General features: G+C 41.7%; 22 protein-coding genes. 7 read left to right on the plus strand and 15 right to left on the minus strand.

The features are described from left to right. Positions 1–53 precede the first annotated feature (53 nt). The gene (rpsA, locus tag PHEP_RS05890) at positions 54–1,988 is read right to left on the minus strand and encodes a 30S ribosomal protein S1 (RefSeq protein ID WP_012781338.1); all 1,935 of its coding nucleotides are present in this window, start codon (positions 1,986–1,988) and stop codon (positions 54–56) included. Positions 1,989–2,313: 325 nt separating this feature from the next. On the opposite strand from rpsA, the gene PHEP_RS05895 reads away from it, so the two are divergent. From PHEP_RS05895 to PHEP_RS05905, 3 genes are read left to right on the plus strand one after another with little or no spacing between them, the layout of a single operon-like run. Next, entirely contained in the window at positions 2,314–3,015 is a 702-nt protein-coding gene (locus PHEP_RS05895) for a cyclic nucleotide-binding domain-containing protein (RefSeq protein WP_012781339.1), read from the plus strand. Positions 3,016–3,032: 17 nt separating this feature from the next. Beyond that, positions 3,033–3,536, plus strand: a complete 504-nt coding sequence (locus PHEP_RS05900; RefSeq protein WP_049772218.1) for an Lrp/AsnC family transcriptional regulator — start codon at positions 3,033–3,035, stop codon at positions 3,534–3,536. 52 nt (positions 3,537–3,588) lie between these two features. Continuing rightward, positions 3,589–6,027: a phosphocholine-specific phospholipase C gene (locus PHEP_RS05905; protein WP_012781341.1), complete on the plus strand. Its 2,439-nt coding sequence runs from the start codon at positions 3,589–3,591 to the stop codon at positions 6,025–6,027. Between the two features lie 2 nt (positions 6,028–6,029). Here PHEP_RS05905 and PHEP_RS05910 read toward each other — a convergent pair whose 3' ends face one another. Then, positions 6,030–6,872, minus strand: coding sequence for a VOC family protein (locus tag PHEP_RS05910; RefSeq protein ID WP_012781342.1), 843 nt, complete (start codon positions 6,870–6,872; stop codon positions 6,030–6,032). A gap of 181 nt (positions 6,873–7,053) precedes the next feature. Between PHEP_RS05910 and PHEP_RS05915 the strand changes: the two genes are divergently transcribed. After that, positions 7,054–7,806 carry a hypothetical protein gene (locus tag PHEP_RS05915; protein WP_012781343.1) on the plus strand — a complete coding sequence of 251 codons (753 nt, stop codon included), beginning with the start codon at positions 7,054–7,056 and terminating at the stop codon, positions 7,804–7,806. 25 nt (positions 7,807–7,831) lie between these two features. Here PHEP_RS05915 and PHEP_RS05920 read toward each other — a convergent pair whose 3' ends face one another. The 9 genes from PHEP_RS05920 to cmk all read right to left on the minus strand — a co-directional run bounded on the left by PHEP_RS05920 (position 7,832) and on the right by cmk (position 18,580). Further along, positions 7,832–8,806 (minus strand): GlxA family transcriptional regulator, encoded by a 975-nt coding sequence (locus PHEP_RS05920; RefSeq protein WP_012781344.1) that lies wholly within the window; start codon positions 8,804–8,806, stop codon positions 7,832–7,834. 161 nt (positions 8,807–8,967) lie between these two features. After that, positions 8,968–9,159, minus strand: a complete 192-nt coding sequence (locus PHEP_RS05925) for a hypothetical protein (RefSeq protein ID WP_012781345.1) — start codon at positions 9,157–9,159, stop codon at positions 8,968–8,970. An 84-nt stretch (positions 9,160–9,243) separates the two neighbouring features. Further along, positions 9,244–10,554 carry a sensor histidine kinase gene (locus PHEP_RS05930; protein ID WP_012781346.1) on the minus strand — a complete coding sequence of 437 codons (1,311 nt, stop codon included), beginning with the start codon at positions 10,552–10,554 and terminating at the stop codon, positions 9,244–9,246. A 23-nt stretch (positions 10,555–10,577) separates the two neighbouring features. Further along, complete coding sequence (locus tag PHEP_RS05935) at positions 10,578–11,255, minus strand: response regulator transcription factor (RefSeq protein WP_012781347.1); 678 nt, start codon at positions 11,253–11,255, stop codon at positions 10,578–10,580. A gap of 75 nt (positions 11,256–11,330) precedes the next feature. After that, the gene (locus PHEP_RS05940; protein WP_012781348.1) at positions 11,331–12,737 is read right to left on the minus strand and encodes an efflux transporter outer membrane subunit; all 1,407 of its coding nucleotides are present in this window, start codon (positions 12,735–12,737) and stop codon (positions 11,331–11,333) included. A 10-nt stretch (positions 12,738–12,747) separates the two neighbouring features. Then, entirely contained in the window at positions 12,748–15,924 is a 3,177-nt protein-coding gene (locus tag PHEP_RS05945) for an efflux RND transporter permease subunit (protein ID WP_012781349.1), read from the minus strand. A gap of 42 nt (positions 15,925–15,966) precedes the next feature. After that, the gene (locus tag PHEP_RS05950) at positions 15,967–17,136 is read right to left on the minus strand and encodes an efflux RND transporter periplasmic adaptor subunit (protein ID WP_012781350.1); all 1,170 of its coding nucleotides are present in this window, start codon (positions 17,134–17,136) and stop codon (positions 15,967–15,969) included. 26 nt (positions 17,137–17,162) lie between these two features. Further along, positions 17,163–17,750 (minus strand): TetR/AcrR family transcriptional regulator, encoded by a 588-nt coding sequence (locus PHEP_RS05955; protein WP_012781351.1) that lies wholly within the window; start codon positions 17,748–17,750, stop codon positions 17,163–17,165. Positions 17,751–17,902: 152 nt separating this feature from the next. Then, complete coding sequence (gene cmk, locus PHEP_RS05960; protein WP_012781352.1) at positions 17,903–18,580, minus strand: (d)CMP kinase; 678 nt, start codon at positions 18,578–18,580, stop codon at positions 17,903–17,905. A 271-nt stretch (positions 18,581–18,851) separates the two neighbouring features. Here cmk and arfB point away from each other — a divergent pair, with 271 nt between their 5' ends. Next, positions 18,852–19,262 carry an alternative ribosome rescue aminoacyl-tRNA hydrolase ArfB gene (gene arfB / locus PHEP_RS05965; RefSeq protein WP_012781353.1) on the plus strand — a complete coding sequence of 137 codons (411 nt, stop codon included), beginning with the start codon at positions 18,852–18,854 and terminating at the stop codon, positions 19,260–19,262. 19 nt (positions 19,263–19,281) lie between these two features. Here the strand turns inward: arfB and PHEP_RS05970 are convergent, their stop codons facing one another. Continuing rightward, positions 19,282–20,232 carry a lipid A deacylase LpxR family protein gene (locus tag PHEP_RS05970; RefSeq protein ID WP_012781354.1) on the minus strand — a complete coding sequence of 317 codons (951 nt, stop codon included), beginning with the start codon at positions 20,230–20,232 and terminating at the stop codon, positions 19,282–19,284. After that, positions 20,229–22,688: an endopeptidase La gene (lon, locus tag PHEP_RS05975; RefSeq protein WP_036673839.1), complete on the minus strand. Its 2,460-nt coding sequence runs from the start codon at positions 22,686–22,688 to the stop codon at positions 20,229–20,231. Before lon ends, PHEP_RS05970 begins: the two co-directional genes overlap by 4 nt. Before the next feature lie 263 nt (positions 22,689–22,951). On the opposite strand from lon, the gene PHEP_RS05980 reads away from it, so the two are divergent. Next, positions 22,952–23,578, plus strand: coding sequence for a tetratricopeptide repeat protein (locus PHEP_RS05980; protein ID WP_012781356.1), 627 nt, complete (start codon positions 22,952–22,954; stop codon positions 23,576–23,578). 10 nt (positions 23,579–23,588) lie between these two features. Here PHEP_RS05980 and PHEP_RS05985 read toward each other — a convergent pair whose 3' ends face one another. Together PHEP_RS05985 and gpmI are read right to left on the minus strand one after the other, a co-directional pair. Then, positions 23,589–24,116 (minus strand): hypothetical protein, encoded by a 528-nt coding sequence (locus PHEP_RS05985; protein ID WP_012781357.1) that lies wholly within the window; start codon positions 24,114–24,116, stop codon positions 23,589–23,591. Next, complete coding sequence (gene gpmI / locus PHEP_RS05990) at positions 24,116–25,636, minus strand: 2,3-bisphosphoglycerate-independent phosphoglycerate mutase (protein WP_012781358.1); 1,521 nt, start codon at positions 25,634–25,636, stop codon at positions 24,116–24,118. The genes PHEP_RS05985 and gpmI overlap by 1 nt, the downstream gene beginning before the upstream one ends. A gap of 135 nt (positions 25,637–25,771) precedes the next feature. On the opposite strand from gpmI, the gene PHEP_RS05995 reads away from it, so the two are divergent. After that, on the plus strand, positions 25,772–26,167 hold the full coding sequence (locus tag PHEP_RS05995; RefSeq protein WP_143715706.1) for a DUF4783 domain-containing protein: 396 nt from the start codon (positions 25,772–25,774) through the stop codon (positions 26,165–26,167). The last annotated feature ends 11 nt before the right edge of the window (positions 26,168–26,178 follow it).

Genomic DNA, 26,178 nt, shown 5'->3' on the forward strand with positions numbered 1-26,178 from the left:
AAAAAAAGCCCCTCGGTAAAGAGGGGCTTTGAATATACTATAGTTAAAAGAAACTAGCCTTTTTTAGCTTTGTTTTCTTCACCTTCCATTTGTTGTTTCAATTGTGCAAGCACACCTAAATCGCCCAATGTAGATTTTTCAACTGAATCTTTAACTTTTTTAACTGCGCTGCTTGAAGCTTTAGCTTCTTTTTTCTTAGCGTTTCTTTCTTCAGCAACAGCTTCAGCTTTAGCCTCTTCCCAGATACGGGCATGAGAAACAACGATACGTTTGGCATCTTTGTTAAACTCAATGATTTTGAAGTCATTGGTTTCTTCAGCTTTGATTACAGAACCATCTTCTTTAGCCATGTGTTTAGTTGGCACGAAACCTTCTACACCATAAGGTAAAGCAATAACAGCACCTTTATCAGTTACTTTAACAACAGTTCCCTGGTGAATTGAATCTAAAGTGAAGATAGTTTCAAAAGTATCCCAAGGGTTTTCTTCCAGTTGTTTGTGACCTAAGCTCAGTTTGCGGTTATCCACGTCCAGTTCAAGTACAACTACGGCTAATGTATCACCAACTTTAGTGAATTCGTTAGGGTGGTTAACTTTTTTAGACCATGAAAGATCAGAAATATGGATCAGACCATCGATGCCTTCTTCGATTTCTACGAATACACCGAAATTGGTCATGTTTTTAACTACTGCAGTATGTTTGCTTCCGATCGGATATCTTTCAGCAACGTTTTGCCAAGGATCCTGAGTCAGTTGCTTAATACCTAAGCTCATTTTACGGTCTTCTCTGTCTAAAGTTAAAACTTCAGCTTCGATCTCATCGCCAACTTTCAGGAATTCCTGAGGGCTGCGCAAGTTTTGTGACCATGACATTTCTGATACGTGGATCAATCCTTCAACACCAGGAATGATTTCTAAGAAAGCACCGTAATCAGCAACAGTAACAATTTTACCTTTCACTTTAGAACCAATAGCCAGATCAGCATTTAAAGATTCCCAAGGATGTGGTGTCAATTGTTTTAAGCCTAATGCAATACGTTTCTTCTCATCATCAAAATCAAGTACTACAACATTGATTTTCTCGTCTAAGCTCAATACTTCTTTTGGATGCTCTATGCGGCCCCATGAAATATCAGTGATGTGAAGCAGACCGTCAACCCCACCTAAATCGATGAATACACCGAAATCAGTGATGTTTTTAACAGTTCCTTCCAATACCTGACCTTTTTCAAGTTTAGATACGATCTCAACTTTTTGGCTTTCTAAATCGTCCTCAATTAAGATTTTATGAGATACAACTACGTTTTTAAATTCGTGGTTGATCTTAACAACTTTGAATTCCATTGTTTTACCCACGTATACATCGTAATCGCGGATAGGTTTGATGTCAATCTGAGAACCTGGTAAGAAAGCCTCAACACCCATGATGTCAACGATAAGACCACCTTTAGTACGGCTTTTAACAAATCCGTTAATGATTCTGTCATTGTCAAGGGCTTCATTGATAGATTCCCATGATCTTTGGGTTTTGGCTCTTTTACGAGACAAGATTAACTGGCCGTTAGCATCTTCAGGGGCTTCCACGAAAACGTCAACTTTGTCGCCAACTTTCAAATCAGGTGTATCGCGGAATTCAGAAGTAGATACCAGGCCGTCTGATTTAAATCCTACGTTCAATACCACATCTTTGTTGTTGATTGAAACAACAGTACCGCTGATGATTTCACCCTGAGTGATTTGATTGAAAGTATCGGTATACATGTCTTCAAACTTTTTACGGTCTGCATCACTGTAATTACCGAATGCTTTATCATCTGCATCCCAGTCAAAATCCTGATCTGGAGTTGCCAATGATGATTTGATCTGTTCGATCGATACTGAATCAGCTTCTGACTCAATAGTTTCTTTCTCGGAGAGACGAGCGTCTGCACCTTGAAGTTCGGCTGTTTTAGCCTCTAGTTCTTTTTCTGCTACTTGTTTTTTAGCCATTAAAATTAAATCTCCTTTTCCCGTGAGGGACGGCAAAGATAGAAATTAATAATTTTACAGCAAAGATTTTTTTGATAAATGTTGTTGATTTAGAACAGATTGTATCCCGGATAGTTGTTTGTACACCAGACCTGCGCTTCATTACAGCCGGCCTTTGTAAAAAATACAGACCTTAGTCGGTCTGAAACCTTCGGTAATTCCGGTATCATGTGCGTTGTATCGTCCTCGGTTTATATTTTTTTAAAGATTTGTAAGAGGAGGTTGGCTGGTTTGCCAATTTCAGCATAAGTTTACTTAAATCAGAAAGATGTTTTAAGAAAATTTTATGGAAAGAAGTGGTTTAAATAATTATTCTCCTCCTGTTGGCAGTTTGCTGACTTATTTGAATGGTCATCTAAATTTATCGCAGGAATTTAATGATGCCCTCAGGCGGATGCTGGGCGCAGAAACTTTGGCTGCTAAACTTGATGTGGTCAAATTCGGGGAAGTTTGTGTAACAGCTAACTGGATAGAAAGAGGTTATGCACGCTTCTTTAAAAGGGTGGCAGATGACAATGGCATATTGACCGACGTAACGATTGATTTTTGTCGGTGGGGGAAAATATTGGTGATACCGGAATGTTTTTTTAACGGACAACCTTGCGGTTACAATGCTGAAATACCAAAAGGGTCGGTTATCGTTCCCTTTTCTAAAAATTGCTTTGATACCTTTAAACTGTCTGCTCCCGAGGCAGAATCCCTGGCCAATAAAATTCTTTCGCTGGAAAGAGCAGAAAGTCTGGAAAAAAGGGAGTTGATGAAAATGAAACCAAGACCCAGATACGATGCATTTTTGAGGATTTTTGGAAGGGAAATAGAACAATATTTTGCTGTAAAGCAGATTGCGAGCTACCTGGGCATGCAGCCTTCCTATCTGAGCAGATTACGTAGTGAGATTAAAAAGTATCCCACTGATCATCTTCAAAATAAAGTATCTGTAGTCATTTTTTTATTACTCACAAGTAAAATAGATTTGTTATTTAACTAACAAAATTAACTATGTGTATGCAATTAGACGAAATTGATGCTAAAATTCTGTTTCACCTTCAAAAAAATGCAAAAATACCGATTAAAGAAATTTCTTGGAGGATACATTTGTCCCAGAGCGCTACCCTTGCAAGGATAAAAAATCTTGAGGAAAATCAATATATTCAGCACTACGCAGCGGTGCTGAATAAAAGTAAGCTCAATAAAAAGCTGATTTCTTTTACCGGGTTGCAATTGAGAGCACATGCGCAGGATAATCTGATCAGTTCATCGCGGCTCATCAGTGAATTTCCTGAAGTGATCAATTGTTACATAGTAAACGGAGGTTTTGATTTTTTGTTACACATTGCTGTTGCTGATATGCAGGAGTACAATTCATTTTATTTAAATGCATTGTTAAAAATTAAAAATATTGAGACGGTCAGAACTTTTTTTGTGATTGACGAGTTAAAGGACGACAATAGCGTTGACCTGAGCAATTTGTTTAAGATGTATTCCGGTAAATCGCTAAGATTAGATTGATTAGCTGGTTAATCCCGAAAGATTAATTAGTTTAGTCCAATTAATCAGTTAAATGGAAAGCAGACGAGATTTTATCAGGAAGGCCGGTTTATTAACCGGTGCGCTGGGCATTGCAGGTATATTGCCCGCATCTATCCAAAGGGCAATGGCCATTGATCCCAGGCCGGGTACTACCTTTTTAGATGCTGAATATGTTGTTTTTTTAATGCAAGAAAACAGGTCGTTCGATCATGCTTTTGGTAGTCTTAAAGGGGTACGGGGGTTTAATGATCCAAGAGCAATTACCTTACCTGATCAATATCCTGTCTGGTTGCAGCGCAATAAAAAAGGTGAAACTTATCCGCCGTTCAGGCTTAATATTAAAGATACCAGGGCGACCTGGATGAGCGCCCTTCCACATTCCTGGGAAAATCAGGTAGACGCAAGAAACAACGGTAAATATGATGGCTGGCTGGAAGCAAAAAGGTCAGGTAATAAAGCCTATGCTGATATGCCCTTAACGATGGGGTATTATAACCGCGAAGATATTCCATTCTATTATTCCCTGGCTGATGCCTTTACCGTTTGTGACCATAATTTCTGTTCTGCACTGACAGGAACAAGTCCTAACCGGTGTTTTTTCTGGACGGGCAAGATCAGGGAGCAGCAAAATGCAACATCCCTGGCACATCATTCCAATGGATATATCGATGGTGCTGAAAGGCTTTCATGGAGCACTTTTCCCGAGCGTCTTTCCAAACACAATGTAAACTGGAAAATATATCAGAACGAACTGAGTGTAGATGTGGGGCTTGAAGGGGAAGCAAATGGATGGCTGTCTAATTTTACAGATAATGATATGGAATTTTTCAAACAATATCATGTAAAAAGGCATCCGGAGCACCTTGTTTATCTGCGTAAAGCCAAAGTTCAGCTCGAAGAACAATTCAAAAATAAACCCGACCCCAAGCTAAAGGAAAAACTCGATTTTGTAACCGGTGAAATAAATTTTTTGGAGATCAATACCCTTGATACCTTAACACCTGAACAGCGTGATCTGCATAAAAGAGCCTTTGTTACCAACAGGAATGACCCCGACTTTCATCAGCTTGAAACCATTACCTACAATGACAAGGGTACAGAAAGAACTGCCAAAATTCCAAAAGGAGACGTATTACACCAGTTTCGTACCGATGTAGATGCAGGTAAATTACCTGCTGTTTCCTGGCTTGTTGCGCCCTGTAATTTCTCTGACCACCCAGCTGCCCCCTGGTATGGTGCCTGGTACCTTTCGGAAACAATAGACATCCTGACCAAAAATCCTGAAGTTTGGAAAAAAACAATTTTTATTCTTACTTATGACGAAAATGATGGGTATTTTGATCACCTTCCACCATTTGTGGCACCCGATCCAAAAGATCCTGCAACCGGGAAAGTATCAGCCTCATTAGACAGTAGTGCAGAATACATTTATAAAGGAGCCGACAGCAACAGGAAAAGTCCGGTAGGTTTAGGTTTCAGGGTGCCAATGGTGGTGGTTTCTCCCTGGTCAAGAGGTGGCTATGTAAATTCCCAGGTATTTGATCATACCTCTTGTATCCAGTTTTTAGAGCATTTTTTGAGTCATAAAACAGGTGAAAAAATCTATGAAGACAATATTAGTTCCTGGAGAAGAAGCCTGTGCGGCGATTTAACTTCTGTATTCAGGCCTTATAACGGCGAAAATATACCTTCACCAGAGCCAGTGCAGCGCATACCATTCCTAACGGGTATTCATAAGGCTAAATTTGAAAAGCTACCTGACAATTTTAGATCGCCGGATAAAAACATCGTAGCGGATATCCTTAAAAGTCCAATACTGAATCCGAACCTGGCCCGGCAGGAAAAAGGGATTAAGCCTGCCAATACCATACCTTATGAGTTATATGCAAATGGTGTGCTGGATGTTGTAAATAAACAGTTTAAAATTGATTTTACAGCAGGTGACAGGTTTTTTGGCGCCAAAGCCAAGGGTGCCGGTTTCATCGTTTACGGAGCAGACAACAACTGGTCGTTTACTGTTGATAAAGGCGATACCCTAAGTTATCAATGGCCATTGCACAGTTTTCAAGACCAGGCCTATATGCTAAAAGTTTACAGTGCAAACGGCTTTTACCGCTGTTATAAAGGGAATGCAAAAGATCCTGAAATTGCGCTAACTTTAAGTTACCAGACGGAAAAAAATAGCCATCGGGCATCCGGCAATGTTTTGTTGCACATTAAACGTTTGGCCAAAGGCAGACAGCTTAAACTGACCATAACCGATAACAGTTACGGGAAGGCAGCAGTCCATGTTGTTTTAAATCAGGAACAGCATGAAATATTTGTTCCACTCGACATTAAAGCAAATCATTGCTGGTATGATTTTACAGTTACCTTAGCACAATATAGCAGCTATAGCCAGCAATTTGCAGGACATGTAGAACATGCAGGAGAAAGTTTTACCGATCCCTTAATGGGTAATGTGATGTAATCCTATGCGTTTTCCAGATCGGCAATGATCAGTTTCTTCATTTTCATCAATGCCCCCATGGCGCGCTGGCCACGTTCAGGATCTGTCATCAGTTTACCTAACATTTTAGGAATAATCTGCCAGCTGATGCCATATTTATCTGTCAGCCAGCCACAGGCCACTTCATGTCCGCCATCTGCAGTAAGTTGCTCCCAGTAGTTGTCAATTTCTGCCTGTGTATCACATTCTACTACCATGGATATGGCATCGTTAAAGCCAAACCCGTGGTCTTCAGAGCTATCCATAGCCATTGCGGTAAAGTTATTGATCTTAAATTGTGCATGTTTTACAAAATCAGTGCGTTCCCCGTCTTTTTCATCATACTTCATGATGCCCTCAATATGGGATTGCGGAAACAGGCTGGTATAGAAATGAACTGCTGCTGCAGCCTTGCCGGCACTGTTGCCGGTAAACATTAGGGTAGGACAAAATTTCTGAAAACTATCTTCTTTACGGCCTGTATACAGTTGCCAGGAAATACCATATTTGTCGACCACCCAGCCATATTTAGGGCTCCAGTCGTAACTGTCAATGTCCATTAATGCATTTCCGCCTTCAATTAATTTGTTCCAGTATTGTTCGGTCTCTTCAGCTGTGGAGCACATCACCATGAACGAGACAGAGGGGTTGGGAACTGAGCTGGGCCCGTCATTAAGTAGCATAAACTTTTGTCCGCTCAGCTCAATCTGTATCACAAAAGGAGAGGTTTGTGCAATTCTGCCTGCTCCAAAGGTTTTGATATAAAAATCTGATGCTTCCGCAATTTTACCTTTTAGTGTAAGGCATGGATAAATGGAATTGTTCATGACATTTCAAATTTGGTTTTTTAATAAAGTAAATATACGGGCTCTATAAACAATAAACGCTTGTAAAAGCGACATTAAGAGGGGTGGAATGCGACAAAAAAAGACCTGGCATTTTGTAAATAATTTAAAGGCTATTTACGTTAATCTTGTATCTTTATAAAAACAAAAACCATCTGTTAACATGAAAAGATCTGTTTTATTTTTCCTTTTATTGATCTCCTTCTCGGGATATAGCCAGACTACGATCAACAATTACAAATACGTATTGGTGCCCGAAAAATTCAGCTTCCTTAAAGAAGTGAACCAATATGGATTAAATACACTTACCAAGGCACTCCTGGAAGAAAAGGGCTTTACTGTCTATTTTGACAATACACAATTGCCGGCCGAAATAGCCACTAACAAATGCAGGGCATTAAATTTCGAACTGTTACAAAGGAAATCAATGTTCACAACCAATCTTACCCTTTTATTAAAAGATTGCCAGGGCAATGTTATTTTTAAAGGTAAGGAAGGTAAAAGCAGGGAGAAGGAATTTGAAACTTCCTATAATGAGGCTTTAAGAGAGGCATTTAAGTCATTAAATGAAGTTCAGTATGTTTATAGTGAAATACCCGCACCACCGGCAGTTGCAACCCCTGTTGCTGTGCCCGCCACTGCAGCGGTAAACGAACCGGTAAGCAGTACTGCAACAGCAGTACCGGCAGCGCAGGTAACCGGTACCTTATATGCACAGCCAACAGCCAATGGGTACCAGTTAATAGATACCGCCCCTAAAATTGTTTTAACCCTCTTAAAAACCTCGGTGCCGGATTATTTTATTGCAGGTAATGGAGCGGCGCAGGGCATTGTATTGAAAAAGAATGAGAACTGGTTTTTTGAATACTATCAAAACGATAAGCTTGTTTCAGAAAAACTGGCTATTAAGTTTTAGCTGCCCCATATGAAGGAAGTAGTAGTTATGCAATCCGCGCTTTAAACTTATCGCGATAATCTTTAGGGGTCATACCAGAGCTTTTTTTGAACAGTTGTCTGAATGCTTTTAAATCATTGTATCCTGAGTTCAGCATAACTTCCAGAATACTTTGATTGGTTTGCTCCAGCAGCTTTTTAGCCTTTTCTATCCGGGTTTTCTGTAAATACGCGATCAGCGTATTTCCTGTTGCCTGCTTAAAACGGCGTTCAATATTTCTGCGGCTTGCCGGAATATGCTGCAAAATATCTTCAACTGTTGCTGCTTTATTATAGGCATTTTCTATGCACAACTGGGTTTTAGTCACCAGCTCATCGCCATGATCCCGGGTCGGGATAAAAGTACCGAAATAGCTTTGCTGTTCCCGGTTCATGTCTATTGCAAACACTTTGGCCGTCCTCACCGCAATTTCCCTGCTGGCATAATTATGTATCAACTTAAGCAATAAATGAAAAGTACTGGTGGCACCCCCGCTTGTATATATGCCCTGATCGTAGGTAACCACCTCGTTGGGCCTTAAATATACATCAGGAAAGCTGGAAGCAAAGGAAGTACTGGCATGAATGTGTGTGGTCGCACTTTTGCCGTCCAAGAGGCCGCTGGCTGCCAATAAAAAGGCACCAGTACAAAAACTGGCCAGTTCCACACCTTTTTGGTGCTGTTGTTTTAACCAGGGCAGGAATTCAAGGTTTTCCTGAATGGCGGCAGACATGTCCGCCGTACCGAAGGCGGGGATCAGCACCAGGTCCTGTGTGTTTGCCGGATTTAAAGGTCGGGGTTTATGCGTGTTAAAAACAGGTACTTCATTGTTGCTGTTGGCAGCGTAAAGTATGCTCAAATTAAACAGGGCCTCTTGTCCCTCGGCCTCGTAATAACTATTTACAGTATCAAATACATCCAATATAGCCGCTACACTTAACAAACGATATTTATTGGTCAATAATAAAGCTACTTGTATCATTTCATTCGGGCTTAAACGAAATGCAAATTAAAAAAAAATCATGCTTTTACTGTTTTTTCTTTTTACATGACACCCTGAAAATCAAAAGCCCCAAATTATTGACATAAAAAAGGCCGCCTGCTATGGATGATGCAGACGGCCTAAAACTACAGTTGTAATTATTATTTACCTGATTTTTTAGTTTCAGCTGGTTTAGCCTCTGCTTTAGCTGCTTTTTTAACTGCTTTTTTGTGATGTTTTGGTTTTGCAGTTTCAGTTGTAGCTGTTGCAGGTTTTGCCGCTGGAGTAGTGTTTTGTGCAAATGCGCCGAAAGTTGTTGCAACTAATGCTAACGCTAAGATTGTTTTTTTCATGTTTATAATTTTTTAGTGTTTTTTGTTATATCAAAGTTGCAAACACAACATGAAGATTTGATGAAGAATAAATGCTGGTCTTTTTTATGCAGGAAAGCTAATGTATACCTGAGTGCCCTGGCCTTTTTTTGATCTGATGTCAATCTGCAGGTCATGAAAAGCGGCAATGCTTCTTACAATGGCCAGGCCCAGACCATGACTGTCTTCTTTTTCCGATTGAAGTTTTTCAAAACGTATGAAAGCATCCTGTACCAATTCGGCATCCATGCCTATCCCGGTATCAGCTATAACCAGCATATAGGCCCCGGCGGTTTCTTCACTGTAAATATTTACGTTACCGGATGGTATATTGTATTTTATGGCATTATTGATCAGGTTCATCAGCAGGGTATGGAACAACGATTTATTACCCCTAAAGCTATGGTCTTCAGGCAGGTCAATGTTAATTTTAAGCTTCATCATCAATAACCGGTGTTCCAGTTCTTCGTATACTTCCTCCACTGTGTGTTTTACAGAAATGAGGTCGGGTTTACTGTACTGGTTATTTTCTACTTTTGAAATGAGCAGCAAACTGTTGATGATTGCTTTCAGGCGGTTTAATGTTTTTAAACTGGCAAAAAGTTTATTCTCTCCCTCCTGTGTCAGCTGTTCATCGTTAAGCAGGTTTTCCAGGCGCGTATTAAGTACTGATATGGGGGTAAGCAACTCATGAGAAACATTGGCAATAAACTCTTTTTCGGTCAGAAAGAGTGTCGCAATCTTATTCATCAGTACACTGATGCTGCGGTCAAGGATCCTGAAGTCTTCTGTAGTGGTTTTTACCGGCTGATAGTTAAAATTTATAGGGTCATTCACCTTGTTTAATTTCTGATCGATGATCTGATAAAAGGGGGCCAGTAAAAATTGGGTAAAGGCAAGATCGGTAATCAGGGTAAGAATGACGGCCGCGACCAGGATGCCAAAAGTAAACATGGATATGGTCCGCTCCAGTTGGGCCAGGGTAGACATCGTTTCGCCAAGTTCAAGCCGGTAGTTTTTTCCCCCGTAAGTAAAGTCAGACATCAGGATCTGAAATTCATCCTGGTTCCCTTCAATGCTGCGCAATTCTCTGCTGAACTTTTGCTTTATGGGCTTTTCACTTTTTTTAATCTCTTTTAGAATGATGTACTCTTCACGCAGCAGGTTATAATCTGTATAGATTTTCTGTGTGAGCAGGTCGTTGATCTCTATACTGGAAAGATTGGTTACCAGTCGGGCCTTTTTTTGCAAAAGTCGCCGCTGAATGTGATTTACAGAAATCCGGTTGATGGATACCAGGATCAGGATGCCGAGCATGGTAATGATGGCTACCTTGGTTAAAGTATTATATAAAGCAAGTTTGAACTGGAGCTTCATCGGGCCGTTTTTCTCATGGTGCACTAAAAATTAATCCTGTAACCAATGCTCCTTACGGTTTCAAACCAGTTTATCGTAGCATATGCAGTTAGTTTTTTACGCAGGTTTTTTACATGAACATCCACAAAATTAGAATCCGAATTCACTTCAAGTATATCTCCCCAAACATGTTCGGTTAAGTTCACTCTGGATATTACTCTGTTTTTGTTCAGCACCAGGTAGTTGAAGATCTCAAATTCTTTATTGGTAAGGTTAACCCGTTTCCCTTCAAAACTTACCTGATGGTTTTTAATGTCGAGTATGAAATCATGCACATTTACTTCATTCCGCTCCAGTTTATGTTTGCGCCGGATGATGGCATGCATCCTTGCCAGTAGCTCTGTTAAGGAAAAGGGCTTTGCCAGGTAGTCATCTGCCCCAGCTTCCAGTCCTTTAATGCGGTCGTCAACCTCGCCGCGTGCAGTAAGTATAATTACTGCATCTTCACGTCCCGGCATCTTTTTTAACTGGTGCAGCAGCTCAAATCCATCTCCTCCGGGCAAACCCAGGTCCAACAGTATAAAATCGTAGGAGTTGACAAAGATCTTCTCTTCTGCTGAAGCTTTTTTCCAGGCATGTTCAATGGTATAACCTTCTTTACCTAAAAAATCGGCCATTTCTAGGCCCAGGTTTTTTTCATCTTCAACAATCAGGATGTTCATTGGCATTACAATATAATGGTATGAAGCTAATAAAAATAGCTGATAAAAAAAGAAGCGCTTTAAGCGCTTCTTTTTTTATTCCTTCCATCCACCTCCCAGCGCCCGGTATAAATTTACTACCGATTGTAGCTTTTGCAGCCGGTCGTTAATGCCGCTCAATTGTGCTGCCAGTAAACTTTGCTCAGAGGTGAGCACATCAGTATAATTTGTAGCTGAACTGTAGCGCAGGAGTTCCTTGGTATAATCTACGGCTTTGGTCAGTGATGCCACCTGCATTGCCCTTGTTGTTTCTTTCTCTGCTGCCGTTTGATAGGCATATAAAGCATTCGACACTTCCTGGCCACTGGTCAGCAGCGTTTGCTGAAAGCTGTAAAATGCGATCTGCTTTTGGGCTTCAGCTGTTTTTAACCTGGCCTTATTCTGTCCTTTATTAAATATCGGCTGGGTAATGCCGCCGATTAAATTGTAGAAAACCGAATTGTCGAAAAAGTTTTTGAAGCTCAGACTGGATAAGCCACCATTGGCTGTCAAAGTTAAGGCGGGATAAAAATAGCTCCGGGCTACATTTTTATTCTCGAAAGCTGCCCTGAAGGCAAACTCAGCGGCCTGCACATCAGGTCTGTTCTGTAACAGCTGGGCCGATACGCCTGTTTGCAGGTTGCTGTAAACAGTTTGCTGATCAATTGTGCCCCGTTCAATTTTTCCAGGGCCTTTTCCTAAAAGGATACTCAAAGCGTTTTCTGTTTCCCTGATGTTTCTTTTCAGATCGGGCAGGGTTACCTGTGCGGCATATAAATTGGCCTCACTTTGCACCACGGCAGCACCATTTACCACGGCACCTTCCTTTAAAGATTTCATGGTCTCTACATCTGTCTGCCTGATCCTGATGGTCTGCTCTGTAATGGCCAGCTGCTTATCTAAGGCCAGCAAATTGTAATAGCCATTGGCAATATTGGCAATCAGTTGCGTTTGCACAGCCCTTTTTGCAGCATCACTTTGCAATAAAGAGGCATAAGCCGATCTTTTAGCACTGCTCAGTTTGCCCCATATATCGGCTTCCCAGCTGGTGCTCAGCTGTGCTTTGTAGGTTTGGGTTTCCGTATTGATGTTGATGCCGGGAGGGAAGTTTAAAGCTGCCCTGGACTGTTTGGCATCTGTTACCGATAAATCAGCGGTCAGGCTCGGCAATAAAGCACCCTTGCTTTGCAATAAGGTAGCTTCGGCAATTTTAATCCTTTCAATGGCCTGTTTTAAATCCAGGTTTTCGTTGATACCCTGCTGTATCAGTGCCTGTAAAGCCGCATCAGCAAACAGGTTTTTCCAGGGAAGGCTGGCTATGGTCGTACTGTCGCCAGTAGTATTGTCGCGGTATAAATCGTTACTGTTTACTGCCGGGCGTTCATATTTTCTGCTTACGCAGGCCGTTAAGGTCAGTATAGAAAAACCGATAATGAAATAATATTTATGATATCTGGTGTTCATGTTCTTTAAATTAATGTTCACGGGTGTCAACTTCAGGAAATTCTATAACCTCTTGCCTCGGACCGTAGCCTTCATCGAAAGGCGATTTGCTGCTCACTTTTTCCTGTATGCTCTGGAAAACGATAAATAATGCAGGAATCACAAATACACCAAATAAAGTTCCGATAAGCATGCCACCTACTGCACCTGTACCGATAGATTTATTACCTGCAGCACCTACACCGGTCGACAGCATTAAAGGTAGCAGACCAAGGATAAAAGCAAATGAGGTCATCAAAATGGGACGTAAACGTGCGGTGGCACCGCTAATGGCCGCGCCTACAATGCTCATTCCTTTTCTTCTCCGGTCTACTGCAAATTCAACAATCAAAATGGCATTTTTGGCCAGCAAGCCCACCAGCATGATCAGTGTAATCTGGGTATAGATGTTATTGTCAACTTTAAAGATCTTATCGAAGATGAATACACCTGCCAAACCGATAGGAAGGGATATCAGTACTGCCAAGGGTAAAATATAGCTCTCATATTGAGCACATAGCAGGAAATAAACAAAGATCACGCAAAGCAGGAAGATAAAGATCGTCTGACTGCCGCTCGACATTTCTTCACGCGATAAACCTGAAAATTCATAACCATAACCTGTAGGCAGGTGTATCGCTGCTTCTTCCTGCACTGCCTTCAGGGCATCGCCAGAGCTATAGCCCGCATTCGGGTTTCCGGTTACGGCAATAGAAGTGAAGAGGTTAAAGCGTGAGATGGCCTGAGGACCGTATACCTTTTTTAAGGTAATGAAATTGCTGATCGGCGCCATTTGTCCACCCGAGTTTCTCACGTAAATATTGTTCAGTGTCTGCTCATTTGCACGGTACTGGGCATCTGCCTGGTACATTACCCGGTATTGTTTTCCAAATTTGTTAAAGTTTGAAGCATATACCCCACCATAATAACCTTGCAGTACGGCCAGCACATCGCTTACCGATAAGCCAGCCTGTTTTACCGTAGCCACATTTACATCAATCTGGTACTGGGGGAAATTGGGGTTAAATGAGGTAGATGCATATTGGATCTCGGGCCTTTTGGCCAAAGCTGCCAGGAAGCCGTTGGCAATATTACTGAATTTATTGATATCGCCACCGGTTTTATCCTGTAGCTGGAACTCAAAACCACCACCGGTACCAAAACCCTGGATGGTTGGGGGGGCAAAGAAAATGATCCTGGCTCCTTTTATACTGGCTGTTTTGGCAAAAAGTTCTGCAATAATCGCTTTTACATCCCGCTGGCGTTCATCCCAGGGTTTCAGTTTTCCGATCACCATTCCATAGGAACTTCCCGTACCACTGATCATACTTCGGCCCACTACGGTCAGTGAAAATTTAATCTCAGGAATGGTATGGGCTATGCTGTCAATCTTTTTAATCACCAGGGCTGTTTGCTCCTGTGACGTGGCCGGAGGTAAAGAAATATCCGACATCACTGTGCCCAGATCTTCGTTGGGTACAAAGCCTTTTGGAGTGGTACTCATTGTCCAGATCAGCACTATAGTAAACAATACAATACCCAGGCCTGCAATCCATTTTCTGCGCGCTAAAAAGCTCACTGATCTTTTGTACCTGTTGGTCATGGCATCAAAAGAAGCATTAAAAGCGGTGTAAAAACGCTGCATAAAGTTTTTAGGCTTGTTGTGGTCTTCTGCATGTGGCTTTAAAAATAAAGCACAAAGTGCAGGGCTTAGCGTTAGGGCATTGATGGCTGAAAGAATAATTGCAATGGCAAGGGTTAAACCAAACTGTTTGTAAAATACGCCTGATGAACCTTGTATAAAACTTACAGGGATGAACACTGCCGCCATAACCAGGGTAATGGAAATGATGGCACCTGTAATGTCCTCCATCGCATCAATAGTTGCCTTTTTTGCCGAGGTATAGCCATGGTCGAGCTTGGCATGGACTGCTTCTACCACCACAATAGCATCATCTACCACAATACCGATGGCCAGCACCAGTGCAAAAAGCGTAAGCAGGTTAATGGTAAAGCCAAATAAGCTCAGGAAAAAGAAGGTACCTATAATGGCTACCGGTACACTGATGGCCGGAATTAAGGTAGAACGGAAATCCTGAAGAAAAATAAATACAACAAGGAAAACCAGGATAAATGCTTCAATCAGGGTATGGATCACTTTTTCGATAGAAGCGTCCAGAAAGTCGTTTACGTTGATCAGCGCCGTATAATGAACGCCTTTAGGGAAATTGACAGACGATTCATCCAGTACCTTAATGGCCCCTTCAATTACCTCTTTGGCATTGGAACCCGCAGTCTGGTTAATGGCGATACCTAAAGCCGGTTTACCATTAAACTTTACCGAACTGGAATAACTTTGTGCACCCAATTCGATACGGGCGATATCTTTTAGCCTTAAAACCTGTCCGTTTTGGGCAGTTCTTACAATGATATTGCTAAACTCGGTCTCATTTTTTAAACGGCCGGAATATTTTAAAGTATACTGGAACGACTGGTCGCCCTGCTCTCCAAACTGGCCCGGAGCAGCTTCAATGTTCTGCTCGGCAAGTACCACACTAATGTCGTTAGGTACCAGTCCATAAGTTGCCATTACTTCCGGCTTCAGCCAGATGCGCATGCTGTAATCCATCAATCCGAATGCTGTAGCATCACCAACCCCGTTGATCCGTTTGATCTGGGGGATCAGATTGATATTGGCATAGTTCTGCAAAAACTTCTGATCATAAGAGGCGCTATCGCTATAAATAGCAAATATCAGTACGTTACTGGCTTGTTTCTTTGCGGTAATTACACCGGCACGCGTAACCTCTGCGGGTAGCAAACTGGTAGCCCTTGCCACCCTGTTCTGTACGTTTACCGCTGCCAGATCAGGGTTAGTGCCCAGCTTAAAGTTTACAGTAATGGTTGCTGTCCCGTCGTTACCGGCGCTGGAAGTCATATAGGTCATGTCCTCCACACCGTTGATCTGCTCTTCCAGCGGTACCACCACACTACTCATTACCACATCGGCATTGGCGCCCTGGTAAGAAGCCGAAACCTGCACTGTGGGCGGTGCAATTTCAGGATATTGTGATACGGGCAGGGTAATTAAACCCAATATCCCCAGTATAACAATGATAATGGATATGACCGTTGATAAAACCGGTCTTTCTATAAATTTCTTAAACATATCGGATAATTTTCGATTGTGGATTTAGGGTTTACGATTTGTTTATTTGTTTTGGAGATCAGCAAAGACAGAATCTGCACTTTTTTCTTCAGGTTTGATCTGTGTACCATCTTTCAGGGACTGGAAGCCTTCAAGTACCACTTTATCGCCGGTCTTAAGGCCTTTGGTAACCACATAAAAATTACCTTTCGTAAGCTCCATAACCTCCACTTCCGTATTTTTTACATTTCCCTTTTCATCCAGCACATACACAAATTTTTTGCCCTGCAGGTCGGTCGTAACCTTTTGGGGAATAAGGATGATGTTCTCCAGGTGCTGCGGAATCCGCACGGATGCACTTGCACCACTCCTTAAAAGCGTTGCCGGGTTCGAAAAAGTAGCCCTTAAACTGGCCGAACCCGTGCTGGTATTGATCAGGCCGTTTATAGATTCTATCTTACCGTTTTCAGCATAAATTGTGCCGTCTGCCAACACCAATGATACCGCAGGGATGTTTTTTAATTTGGTTGCAAGGTTAGTGCCTTTATAATGACGCGAAAACTCCAGCAGTTGCTTTTCATTCATAGAGAAATAAGCATATACCCTGGAAATGTTGGATACTGTAGTTAAAGGGCTTGCGCTACTGCTACTTACCAGGCTTCCGGTTTTAAAAGGAATGCTGCCTATTACACCGTCAACAGGACTGGTGATGCGGGTATAGCCTAAATTTACTTTGGCATTTACCAGTTCTGCTCTGGCTTGTGCCAGGGCTGCCTTGCGGCTTTGCAGGGTTAACTGGGCGGCATCAAGATCGTATTTGCTGATGATGTCCTTATCTACCAAGGGCTTGGTCTTGTTAACCTGCAACTGGGCACTGTTTACATCGGCCTCGGCACTGCTGATGGCAGCGGTGGCTGTTCTTACCAATTGTTCGTATTGTGGTGCATTGATACTGAACAGCAGCTGGCCTTTTTTAACGGTAGCTCCTTCGTCAACATATATCTTTTCAATAAAACCATCCACCTTCGGTCTGATGTCTACATTCTGAATCCCTTCAAGTGTAGCCGGGTAATCTGTTTCCAGGTCGGTAGATTGTGTTGTTATGGTAAAAACCGGGTACGACTGTACCTGGTCAGCAGCTGCACCGGGTTTTTTCTGATCGCTGTTGCCACATGAACTGATGATCAGTAATACAGGGATTAATAAATAAAAAGATTGGATTGTAGTTTTCATATTTTAGCGTGGTATTGTGTATGTATTTAGGGAAATATAAATTCAAATATCAGTTGTTTTCTTTCTTCCATTAAGATGTTGTATTCATCATCCTGCATGTCATAAAGTATTTTATAGAGCGGTGCGGTAATCAGCGGGTAGGCCATTAGCGAGAAAAGATTCATACAAAAATGCCTTGGATTCATTTTTTTGATATTACCCTTATCCATCTCCTGCTGAATTTCTTCCAGAAATGCGTTTACCTTTTTAACACGTGCCCGCTTGGCATCGATCACATCGTTCCTGTTCATTTGGGTAATGATAAAGATTTCCCGGTAGGGGAAGTGCATGGCTTCTTTGAGAAATACATCGATCAGGTTTGCGATCTTTTCTTTGAAAGGCCGTTCAGATTCCATCACCCCGTCAAGAATTTTTACTACTTTTTCCTGTGCTTCATTGAATACCTGGTCGAACAGCGCATCCCTTGATCTGAAATAATAATTAACAAGTGTACGATTTACACCAGCTGCATCTGCAATTTCCTGTGTGGTTGCATGTATTTTGCCTTCTGCAAAAAACAGACGTTTGGCCGTATCCTTAATTAATTGTTCTGTACCGGTATCTTTTGCGGTCATTTACCTGAGTTTGACAAAATTGTTAAACAAAAGTATTGATCGGATATTTTAGTTAAAACATCGAATTGTAATGTTTACATTAAGCTGCTTATTGTAACCAAATATTTGCAGAAAAGAAGAAGGTATAATTGTGGGATTTAATACTAAAATTATTAAGGGAGATGCTGGTGTACCATGTTCAGGGCAAAATCAAGTTGTTCTGTTTCTGTAAGCTCGGTGTTGTCCAGTACAATCGCGTCTTCAGCCCTGGTAAGCGGACTTTCTTCTCTTGTGGTATCGGCATAATCCCTGTGGGCCAGGTTCTCAAATACTTCTTCCAGTGTGGTTAAGGTATCGCCCTTGCTCTGCAGTTCCTTATAACGGCGTTCGGCCCTTATTTTTGGATCAGCGGTCATAAAAAATTTAACCTGGGCATCTTCAAATACTGTAGTACCTATGTCACGCCCGTCCATTACTATGTTTTTCGATTTTCCCATACGTTGTTGCTGCCTTACCATTTCCTTCCGTACCTGCTTATTGGCCGAAACTTCACTCACGTATTCAGAAACAGGCATTTGCCTGATCTCCTCAGATACTTCTTCACCGTTAAGCGTAATGTGCGACTGATAGTCCCTGGAATGAAAGTTCAGTTCTATATGTTGCAGGGCATCGGTAACCGCCTCAGGATTTTTTACGTCTACCTTGTTGCGGATAAAATAAAGGGTTACTGCGCGGTACATGGCACCGCTGTCAATATAGATAAAACCCAGTTTCTTAGCTAAAGCTTTTGCCAGGGTGCTTTTTCCACAGGATGAATAGCCATCAATGGCTATAACGAGGTTTTTTCTCATACAGGGCAAAGTTAGCGTTTTGCCCAATTGTTTTAGCTGAATTTTAATTAAATGTATTCAATTTGCATGGTAATGCCGGGATTTCTTTCTTTGGATAAAGAAAGAACATCACTGACCACTTTTTCACGCAATTTATTTACTAGGGCAAGACCTATCCAAATGTTCTGGTGCTGGAACTGTAGTGGATTGGAGGGGCTGCATACACACCAGTCTGTTATCAGGACAAAGGCTACAGGGTAACGGAAATAGAATAAATTGCTATTTTTGCGGCATGATACCCGTTAAAGAAGATATACTCAAGGCTGTTACATTCAAAACTTCGCGTAGTGGAGGAAAGGGTGGGCAAAACGTGAATAAAGTTTCCAGTAAGGTTGAGCTGATATTTAACATTGCCGAAGCCCCCTTTTTTAATGAGGATGAAAAGGCTTTGTTAAGCCAAAGACTGGCCGGGCGTCTGGATCAGGAGGGTAACCTGCATGTGGTGTCACAGGAAGACCGTAGTCAGCTGCTCAATAAGGAAAAAACAATTGCCAAGCTGATTGTTCTTTTAAAATCGGCACTGCATGTTCAGAAAAAGCGAAAGCCTACTAAAATACCCAGGGCTGTAATCAGGAAAAGGCTGGCAGACAAACAAGTTGTTGCTGAAAAAAAAGCCTCCCGAAAACGTCCCGCTATGGAGTAGGGTTTATAACCTTGTGTGCCTAATTAAACCTGTAAAACATACTGATAGACCCATACTGATGGGCCTTTGCCGTACTTTTTACTTCTTTGGTTTTGAAGATCATCCCAAAATCAAAGGTAAAGCGCTGTGAACTGTAGTTAAAGCCAATTTGCTGGGCAAATACTATGGGTTTTACGCCGAAGGTAACCGGATCGTTGTTGCTGAACATACTGCCTTGTATAGTGGCATCGTAAGCCACAAAATTAAGCTGTGGTTTAGCATAAAAGAAAACCTCTCTTTTTACCAGCCCTTTGGTTTTTGGGTTATGGCCAATTACAGCATTGGTATAGGCCGAATTGAACAGTTGGTTCAATCCGCCAGCCCTGAATAAAATACCTGCACCTGCCCCGCTAAATGTTGTTCCTGCATTTGCGTAACCCTCAACAGAGAAATCTGTTGCATTGTTTGAGTCCCGGTGCAGCAATTTGGTGTACTGGGCCGAGAGGTTAAGGGCTATTGCATTTTTGATCTGGTACTGCCAGCCGTCAAGCGCATAAAAACCCACTACATCGTGTAACAGTTCCTGTCCGTCTTCGGCCAGTGAATTCGGACCTGTAGTACCCACTTCAGCACTTATTTTTAAAATACTTTCATTTTTGCGAAACCAGCTCAGCGCCCCGCCCGCATATAAATAACCGGCAAAAGGCCTGTCCTGTCTGGCTGGATCGGGGGCATAACCAGACATGGGGTTGTACATTTTCTGACCTGCCGAGATCTCGTAAGTCTTTTTCTCCAGTTTATCGTTCAGCTTTTCCTGGTTAAGGGCATGGCGAAAATAAATAAACAGACCGTTGGTATAATAACGGTCTGACCCCTGTGCCAGGTAAGAATCGTTGTCACTGCGAAAGCCAAACTCATTTTTATAAGTTTGGGCACAGGCAGCTGTGCCCAACAGGATCAATATAACAAGTGCCGGAAATTGGTATTTCATTTGGGCTTTACAGTTAAATTTTGCGGGTTCCTTACTTTTTCTTTAGTTAAGGCCAGGTCTATCACTTCCTTCATTTCTGTAACATAATGGAAATTCAGGTCTTTGATATAGCTTTCTTTAATTTCCAGAATGTCCTTACGGTTCGACTTACATAAAATAATGTCTTTGATATTGGCACGTTTTGCCGCAAGGATCTTTTCTTTGATACCACCAACAGGTAAAACTTTTCCCCTAAGGGTAATCTCGCCAGTCATTGCCAGGTTAGATTTTACTTTACGCTGGGTAAAGGCCGATGTAAGTGCTGTTAGCATGGTTATCCCTGCCGACGGGCCATCTTTAGGTGTTGCACCTGCCGGAACATGCACATGCACATCCCATTGATCAAACAGGGCATAATCTATGTTAAACAATTCGGCATGGGCACGTAAATAGGCTAAGGCAATAATAGCTGATTCTTTCATTACCTCGCCCAGGTTACCTGTAAGGGTCAGTTTGCCCTTACCAGGGCTTAAGCTGGCTTCAATGAACAGAATGTCGCCACCTACCTGTGTCCAGGCCAAACCGGTTACCACACCCGCTACTTCATTGCCTTCGTATAAGTCTTTATCATAAAGGGGGGCACCTAAAATGCGCTCTACATCATCCAGGCTAAGTGCCGGATCATAGCTTTCCTCCATAGCAATTTTGGTGGCCACACCGCGTACCAGTGAGCCGATCTTTTTCTCGAGTCCCCTTACACCAGATTCCCTGGTATAGTCTTCAATCACCTTTTCAATTAAATTATTTTTTAAGGTAATATCTTTTGTTTTTATGCCATGTTGCTCTTTTTGCTTAGGTAAAAGATATTTTTTGGCAATCTCTATCTTTTCTTCAATGGTATAACCGTTTACTTCAATGATCTCCATACGGTCTAACAGTGCCGGATGGATGGAACTGAGTGAATTGGCCGTTGCAATAAACAGGACATTGGACAGGTCATAATCTGTTTCTACATAATGGTCGTTAAAAGCACTGTTCTGTTCCGGGTCCAATACCTCAAGCAGGGCAGAAGAAGGGTCGCCCCTGAAGTCTGAGCCCACTTTATCAATCTCATCCAATACAAATACTGGGTTAGATGCACCTGCCTTTTTGATCGACTGTATAATACGGCCCGGCATGGCCCCTATATAAGTTTTTCTATGACCACGGATTTCAGCCTCATCCTTGATACCTCCTAAGGCCATACGCACATATTTACGGTTCAACGCTTTGGCAATTGATTTTCCCAGCGAGGTTTTACCTACTCCCGGAGGGCCAACCAGACAAATAATCGGGGCCTTCATGTCACGTTTTAGCTTCAATACTGCTAAATATTCTATAATGCGCTGCTTCACCTTTTCCAGTCCGAAGTGGTCTTTGTCGAGTACACGCTGTGCACGTTTAAGGTCGAAATTATCTTTGGTAAACTCGCCCCATGGCAGGTCAAGCAACAGTTCCAGGTAATTGATCTGAACAGAATAATCGGGGGCAGCAGGGTTCATTCTGCCCAGTTTTTCCAGTTCTTTGTTAAAATGGTCTTTAACATGAATGTCCCATTTTTTCTTTTTTGCGCGGCTTTCCAGCGCTTCGTATTCCAGGTCGGAAGAGTTGCCTCCCAGTTCTTCCTGAATGGTTTTTAACTGTTGGTTCAGGAAATAATCCCTTTGCTGCTTGTCGAGGTCGGTACGTACTTTCGACTGGATCTGGTTTTTAAGTTCCAGCATCTGAAGTTCCAGGGTAAGCAGCTCCATTACCATCATGGCACGTTCGCGCAGGTTTGTCATTTCCAGCATCTTTTGTTTATCAGTTACATCTGCATTCATGTTAGAAGAGATGAAGTTGATTAAAAAAGAGGTGCTTTCTATGTTTTTTAATGCAATTCCGGCCTCGCTTGGAATATTAGGCGATAGCTGGATGATCTGGGCAGACATTTCCTTGATAGAGGCCACCAATGCTTTAAATTCTTTATCGGATTTGTGCTTGGTCTCGGCAAATTTGCTGATGGTAACTTTAATATAAGGCTCAGATTGTACCTCTTCCAGTAAGCGGAAACGTTGTTTTCCCTGAATAATTACCGTAGTGTTGCCATCTGGCATTTGCAGCATTTTGATGATATGGGCAACGGTACCTACACTGTTCAACTGCTCAAATGTAGGGTCTTCGATAGAAACGTCACGCTGGGAGACCACGCCAATGATCCTGTCACCTTTGTAGGCTTCCTTTATAAGTTTGATAGATTTGTCGCGGCCCACAGTAATGGGGATAACCACACCCGGAAAAAGCACCGTGTTCCGGAGTGGAAGTATAGGCAGAATTTCAGGGGTATCCTCATTATTCATCTCATCTTCATCCTGTTGGGACATCAATGGAAAGAATTCAGTGTCTTCGTTTATGATAGGTAATGCATTGCTAAAATCGAACGGATCTTGTTTACTCATTAAATAAGTCTTTCTAAATAAAAAACGACAATCTGACAGCATGTCGTTTAAAAATTATTAATTGTATTGTACAGGGATATTTTCAACTCCTGTGCCAAAAAAGGTTTAGGGGCTTTTCCCTGTTAAAAAGTCATGCCGGCAATAATAATTAATTAGTATATCATAATTTGAATTATTTGACGTTTTAGTTAGATATTTGCAAATGGTATGATAGTTGACAGTATCGAACCTTTTAGATATATTTATTTTTTAAATAAAAATTGATGAACTATTTCAAGCAAACAATCTTATTGTTATTTGTTTTTTCTGCAGGTACCACTTTAGCGCAAAACAGCGGATACGACAAACTGGGTATGCAGGCAATGATGAAGGGCGATTATAAGGTAGCCGTTAACCAGCTGGAGAAAGCGGATGCGAAAAGCCCAAACAATGCAGCTGTGCTGAAAATGTTGGGATATTCTTATTTTCAATGTGGGGATTTTGAAAACTCTATTAAAACCTATAGCAATCTGATTACGCTGAAACCTTCGGATTACTCTGCTTATTATTACAGGGGCAAGGCCAGACAAAATGTAGCCAACGATCCTAAGGAATCTTTAAATAACTTAAGAGAGAACTTTTATCTGGCGGCAATTAAAGATTTTGGCAAAGCCATAGAGATCAATGGGGAAGAAGATCCTCAATTGCTCCAGAACAGGGCATTGGCCTACAAGGACTACGCCATCTACAAATCGTATAAGATTAAAACAAAAGCCGAAAAAGCGGCCTGTATTGCCCTTTTTAACAATTCTATTGCCGATTTTCAAAAGGTTTTATTGGTTCAGCCGCAAAGAAAGGACATACTTTCTTTAATCGATTATGTAAAAGCCCAGGTGGCCAGTTTAAAATAGCCGGCGGCTATCATTTAAATTTTCCTGTGATACTGTAATTTTTTTCAGAAAGCAGTTTGATGTGTTGCTTTTTCTTCACCTGGTACAGGCTGTCGGGGTAATAGGATAGTGTGTCTGCAGAACTGTATAAAACATTGGCATTCCTGACAAGGATTTGTATACCATACAGCTGAGCACCCTTTTTTAGGATCAATACTTCTTTTACAGGTACCTTTTCATTATTGGACGTGTAAAGCTCCCTTTCCTTACTTTTTTCTGTGCTGAACAGGCCTGCCCATGCTGCCCGGTTGATGTCAGCATCCAGAAATATGGCAAATTCTTTTTCCCAATCGGCAATTCTGATCTTTTTTTTCTCAGCAGCGCCATTCACCGATACGGTTTTTGTAAGCACAGGGTTGTTTTTTTTAAGCCTTTGCGCTTCTTTCTGAAAATATCCTTTAAGGTCAAAATAGGTTAAATTGTCCTGTTGTTTTTTTACGGATGGTGTGCAGCCGTAAAAAAACAACAAGACAAGGACTGATGATAATTTTTTCTTCATTATACCAGACTGTTACCAGTCATAATTGCCGGTTTGGGAATGTCCATAATGCTTAAAATGGTAGGCGCAATATCACCCAGTTTGCCATCAGCAATACTGCTGAAATCTTTATCCACCAAAATACAGGGTACCAGGTTGGTGGTATGGGCAGTGTTTACCGAACCGTCCCCGTTGATCATAAATTCAGAATTTCCGTGATCGGCCAGGATGATGAACGAATATCCGTTTTCAAGACCTTTGTTTACCACAATTTCAGCGCAGCTATCGGCCGTTTCAACAGCTTTAACTACTGCGTTAAAAACACCGGTATGACCAACCATATCCGGATTGGCAAAGTTCAGGCATACAAAATCTGCCCAGCCGGTTTCCAGCTCTTTGCAAATGGCCTCGGTAATTCCCGCTGCGCTCATTTCAGGCTGTAAATCGTAGGTAGCTACTTTAGGAGAGGGGATCATGATCCTTTTTTCGTTTTCAAAAACCTGTTCCCGGCCTCCTGAAAAGAAAAAGGTTACATGCGGGTATTTTTCAGTTTCCGCAATGCGGATCTGGTTTTTATGGTATTTCTCTAAAACTTCTCCCAGGGTTTCAGAAAGGTCATCTTTGGTGAAAATGACTTTTACATCTTTAAAGTTTTCATCATAAGTGGTCATGGTCACATAATACAAGGGCAGTTTATGCATCCCAAATTCAGGATAATCGTTCTGGGTAAGTGCTGCCGTAATTTCGCGGCCACGGTCTGTCCTGTAGTTAAAGCAGATGACCACATCGCCAGGTTGTATAGTGGCAACAGGTTGTCCGCTGGACTGTGTAACTACAACGGGTTTAATAAACTCATCCGTTATGCCAGCTGCATAAGACTGTTCAATAGCCATAGCCGGATCCGTAGCCGGTGTCCCGATGCCCTGGGTAAGCAGGTCGTAAGTCAGTTTAACCCTTTCCCATCTGCTGTCCCTGTCCATTGCATAATAACGGCCAATCAAACTGGCTATTTTAGCTGAGGTATTTTGCAGGTAATGCTCCAGGTCTTTAATAAAATTTAGCCCCGAGTTCGGATCTGTATCGCGCCCGTCCATAAAGGCATGTACAAACACTTCTTTCAGCCCCTGTTCTGTTGCCGCATCACACAAAGCCTTTAAATGGTTGATGTGGGCATGAACGCCCCCATCAGAAGTCAGGCCTATAAAATGAACCGCTTTATTGTTGTTTTTTGCATAGCTAAAGGCAGCTGTTAAAACAGGGTTATGATGCAATGTCCTGTCGCTGATCGCTTTATTGATCCGGCCAAGTTCCTGATATACTATTCTTCCTGCACCAAGGTTCATGTGGCCAACTTCAGAGTTTCCCATCTGGCCGGCCGGTAAACCTACTGCTTCACCGGAGGCTTCTAATTTCGAATTAGGCCATTTTTGTAATAAAGAATCAAAAAAAGGGGTGTTTGCCGCATAAGCTGCATCAGAATTGTCTTTTTTTCCGTATCCCCAGCCATCAAGAATAAGTAGTACTAGCTTTTTATTGTTCATTCACGTCTGCTTTAATTAAGGTGTCGATAGACACCACAAATATAAGGGTATTGCTTGTTTTTTTTGAACCAATTTGAGTTTTATGATCTATTAATGGCATAGTTTATGTGCGTTCAAAACATTAGCTATATAGAGATGATAAAGCCCTTACTTTTTTTGTTTGTTTTTTTTCTTGAAATCCCCCACTCTTATACGCTTCAAGGCGATATTATAGATAATTTATCTGCGCATTTTAAGGCCGGGAACGCAAAAGAGATCGCGGCAAACTTCTCTTCTTCTGTCGAATTAATCATCATAGATGAGGAGGATGTCTACTCAAAAGCTCAGGCCGAACAAATTTTAAGAAATTTTTTTACCAAATATGCACCCCAGAAATCGACGGTGATCCATCTCATTAATACCAATCCAAATTTCCGCTTTGGTATACTTTCGCTCCAAACTAAAAATGGTAAATTCAGGGTCTCCATCACCATGAAAAAATCAGGGGCTGCTTTTTTTATTACAGAATTAAGAATAGAACCTGATAAATAATGCTAAAAATA

It is taken from the genome of Pedobacter heparinus DSM 2366, from assembly GCF_000023825.1.
In the GTDB taxonomy this organism is placed as follows: domain Bacteria; phylum Bacteroidota; class Bacteroidia; order Sphingobacteriales; family Sphingobacteriaceae; genus Pedobacter; species Pedobacter heparinus.

What these genes read in the sequence shown, in the direction of transcription:
- rpsA (WP_012781338.1), bottom strand. Translation starts at nt 1,988, where the DNA reads ATGGCTAAAAAACAAGTAGCAGAAAAAGAACTAGAGGCTAAAACAGCC.
- PHEP_RS05895 (WP_012781339.1), top strand. Translation starts at nt 2,314, where the DNA reads ATGGAAAGAAGTGGTTTAAATAATTATTCTCCTCCTGTTGGCAGTTTG.
- PHEP_RS05900 (WP_049772218.1), top strand. Translation starts at nt 3,033, where the DNA reads ATGCAATTAGACGAAATTGATGCTAAAATTCTGTTTCACCTTCAAAAA.
- PHEP_RS05905 (WP_012781341.1), top strand. Translation starts at nt 3,589, where the DNA reads ATGGAAAGCAGACGAGATTTTATCAGGAAGGCCGGTTTATTAACCGGT.
- PHEP_RS05910 (WP_012781342.1), bottom strand. Translation starts at nt 6,872, where the DNA reads ATGAACAATTCCATTTATCCATGCCTTACACTAAAAGGTAAAATTGCG.
- PHEP_RS05915 (WP_012781343.1), top strand. Translation starts at nt 7,054, where the DNA reads ATGAAAAGATCTGTTTTATTTTTCCTTTTATTGATCTCCTTCTCGGGA.
- PHEP_RS05920 (WP_012781344.1), bottom strand. Translation starts at nt 8,806, where the DNA reads ATGATACAAGTAGCTTTATTATTGACCAATAAATATCGTTTGTTAAGT.
- PHEP_RS05925 (WP_012781345.1), bottom strand. Translation starts at nt 9,159, where the DNA reads ATGAAAAAAACAATCTTAGCGTTAGCATTAGTTGCAACAACTTTCGGC.
- PHEP_RS05930 (WP_012781346.1), bottom strand. Translation starts at nt 10,554, where the DNA reads ATGAAGCTCCAGTTCAAACTTGCTTTATATAATACTTTAACCAAGGTA.
- PHEP_RS05935 (WP_012781347.1), bottom strand. Translation starts at nt 11,255, where the DNA reads ATGAACATCCTGATTGTTGAAGATGAAAAAAACCTGGGCCTAGAAATG.
- PHEP_RS05940 (WP_012781348.1), bottom strand. Translation starts at nt 12,737, where the DNA reads ATGAACACCAGATATCATAAATATTATTTCATTATCGGTTTTTCTATA.
- PHEP_RS05945 (WP_012781349.1), bottom strand. Translation starts at nt 15,924, where the DNA reads ATGTTTAAGAAATTTATAGAAAGACCGGTTTTATCAACGGTCATATCC.
- PHEP_RS05950 (WP_012781350.1), bottom strand. Translation starts at nt 17,136, where the DNA reads ATGAAAACTACAATCCAATCTTTTTATTTATTAATCCCTGTATTACTG.
- PHEP_RS05955 (WP_012781351.1), bottom strand. Translation starts at nt 17,750, where the DNA reads ATGACCGCAAAAGATACCGGTACAGAACAATTAATTAAGGATACGGCC.
- cmk (WP_012781352.1), bottom strand. Translation starts at nt 18,580, where the DNA reads ATGAGAAAAAACCTCGTTATAGCCATTGATGGCTATTCATCCTGTGGA.
- arfB (WP_012781353.1), top strand. Translation starts at nt 18,852, where the DNA reads ATGATACCCGTTAAAGAAGATATACTCAAGGCTGTTACATTCAAAACT.
- PHEP_RS05970 (WP_012781354.1), bottom strand. Translation starts at nt 20,232, where the DNA reads ATGAAATACCAATTTCCGGCACTTGTTATATTGATCCTGTTGGGCACA.
- lon (WP_036673839.1), bottom strand. Translation starts at nt 22,688, where the DNA reads ATGAGTAAACAAGATCCGTTCGATTTTAGCAATGCATTACCTATCATA.
- PHEP_RS05980 (WP_012781356.1), top strand. Translation starts at nt 22,952, where the DNA reads ATGAACTATTTCAAGCAAACAATCTTATTGTTATTTGTTTTTTCTGCA.
- PHEP_RS05985 (WP_012781357.1), bottom strand. Translation starts at nt 24,116, where the DNA reads ATGAAGAAAAAATTATCATCAGTCCTTGTCTTGTTGTTTTTTTACGGC.
- gpmI (WP_012781358.1), bottom strand. Translation starts at nt 25,636, where the DNA reads ATGAACAATAAAAAGCTAGTACTACTTATTCTTGATGGCTGGGGATAC.
- PHEP_RS05995 (WP_143715706.1), top strand. Translation starts at nt 25,772, where the DNA reads ATGATAAAGCCCTTACTTTTTTTGTTTGTTTTTTTTCTTGAAATCCCC.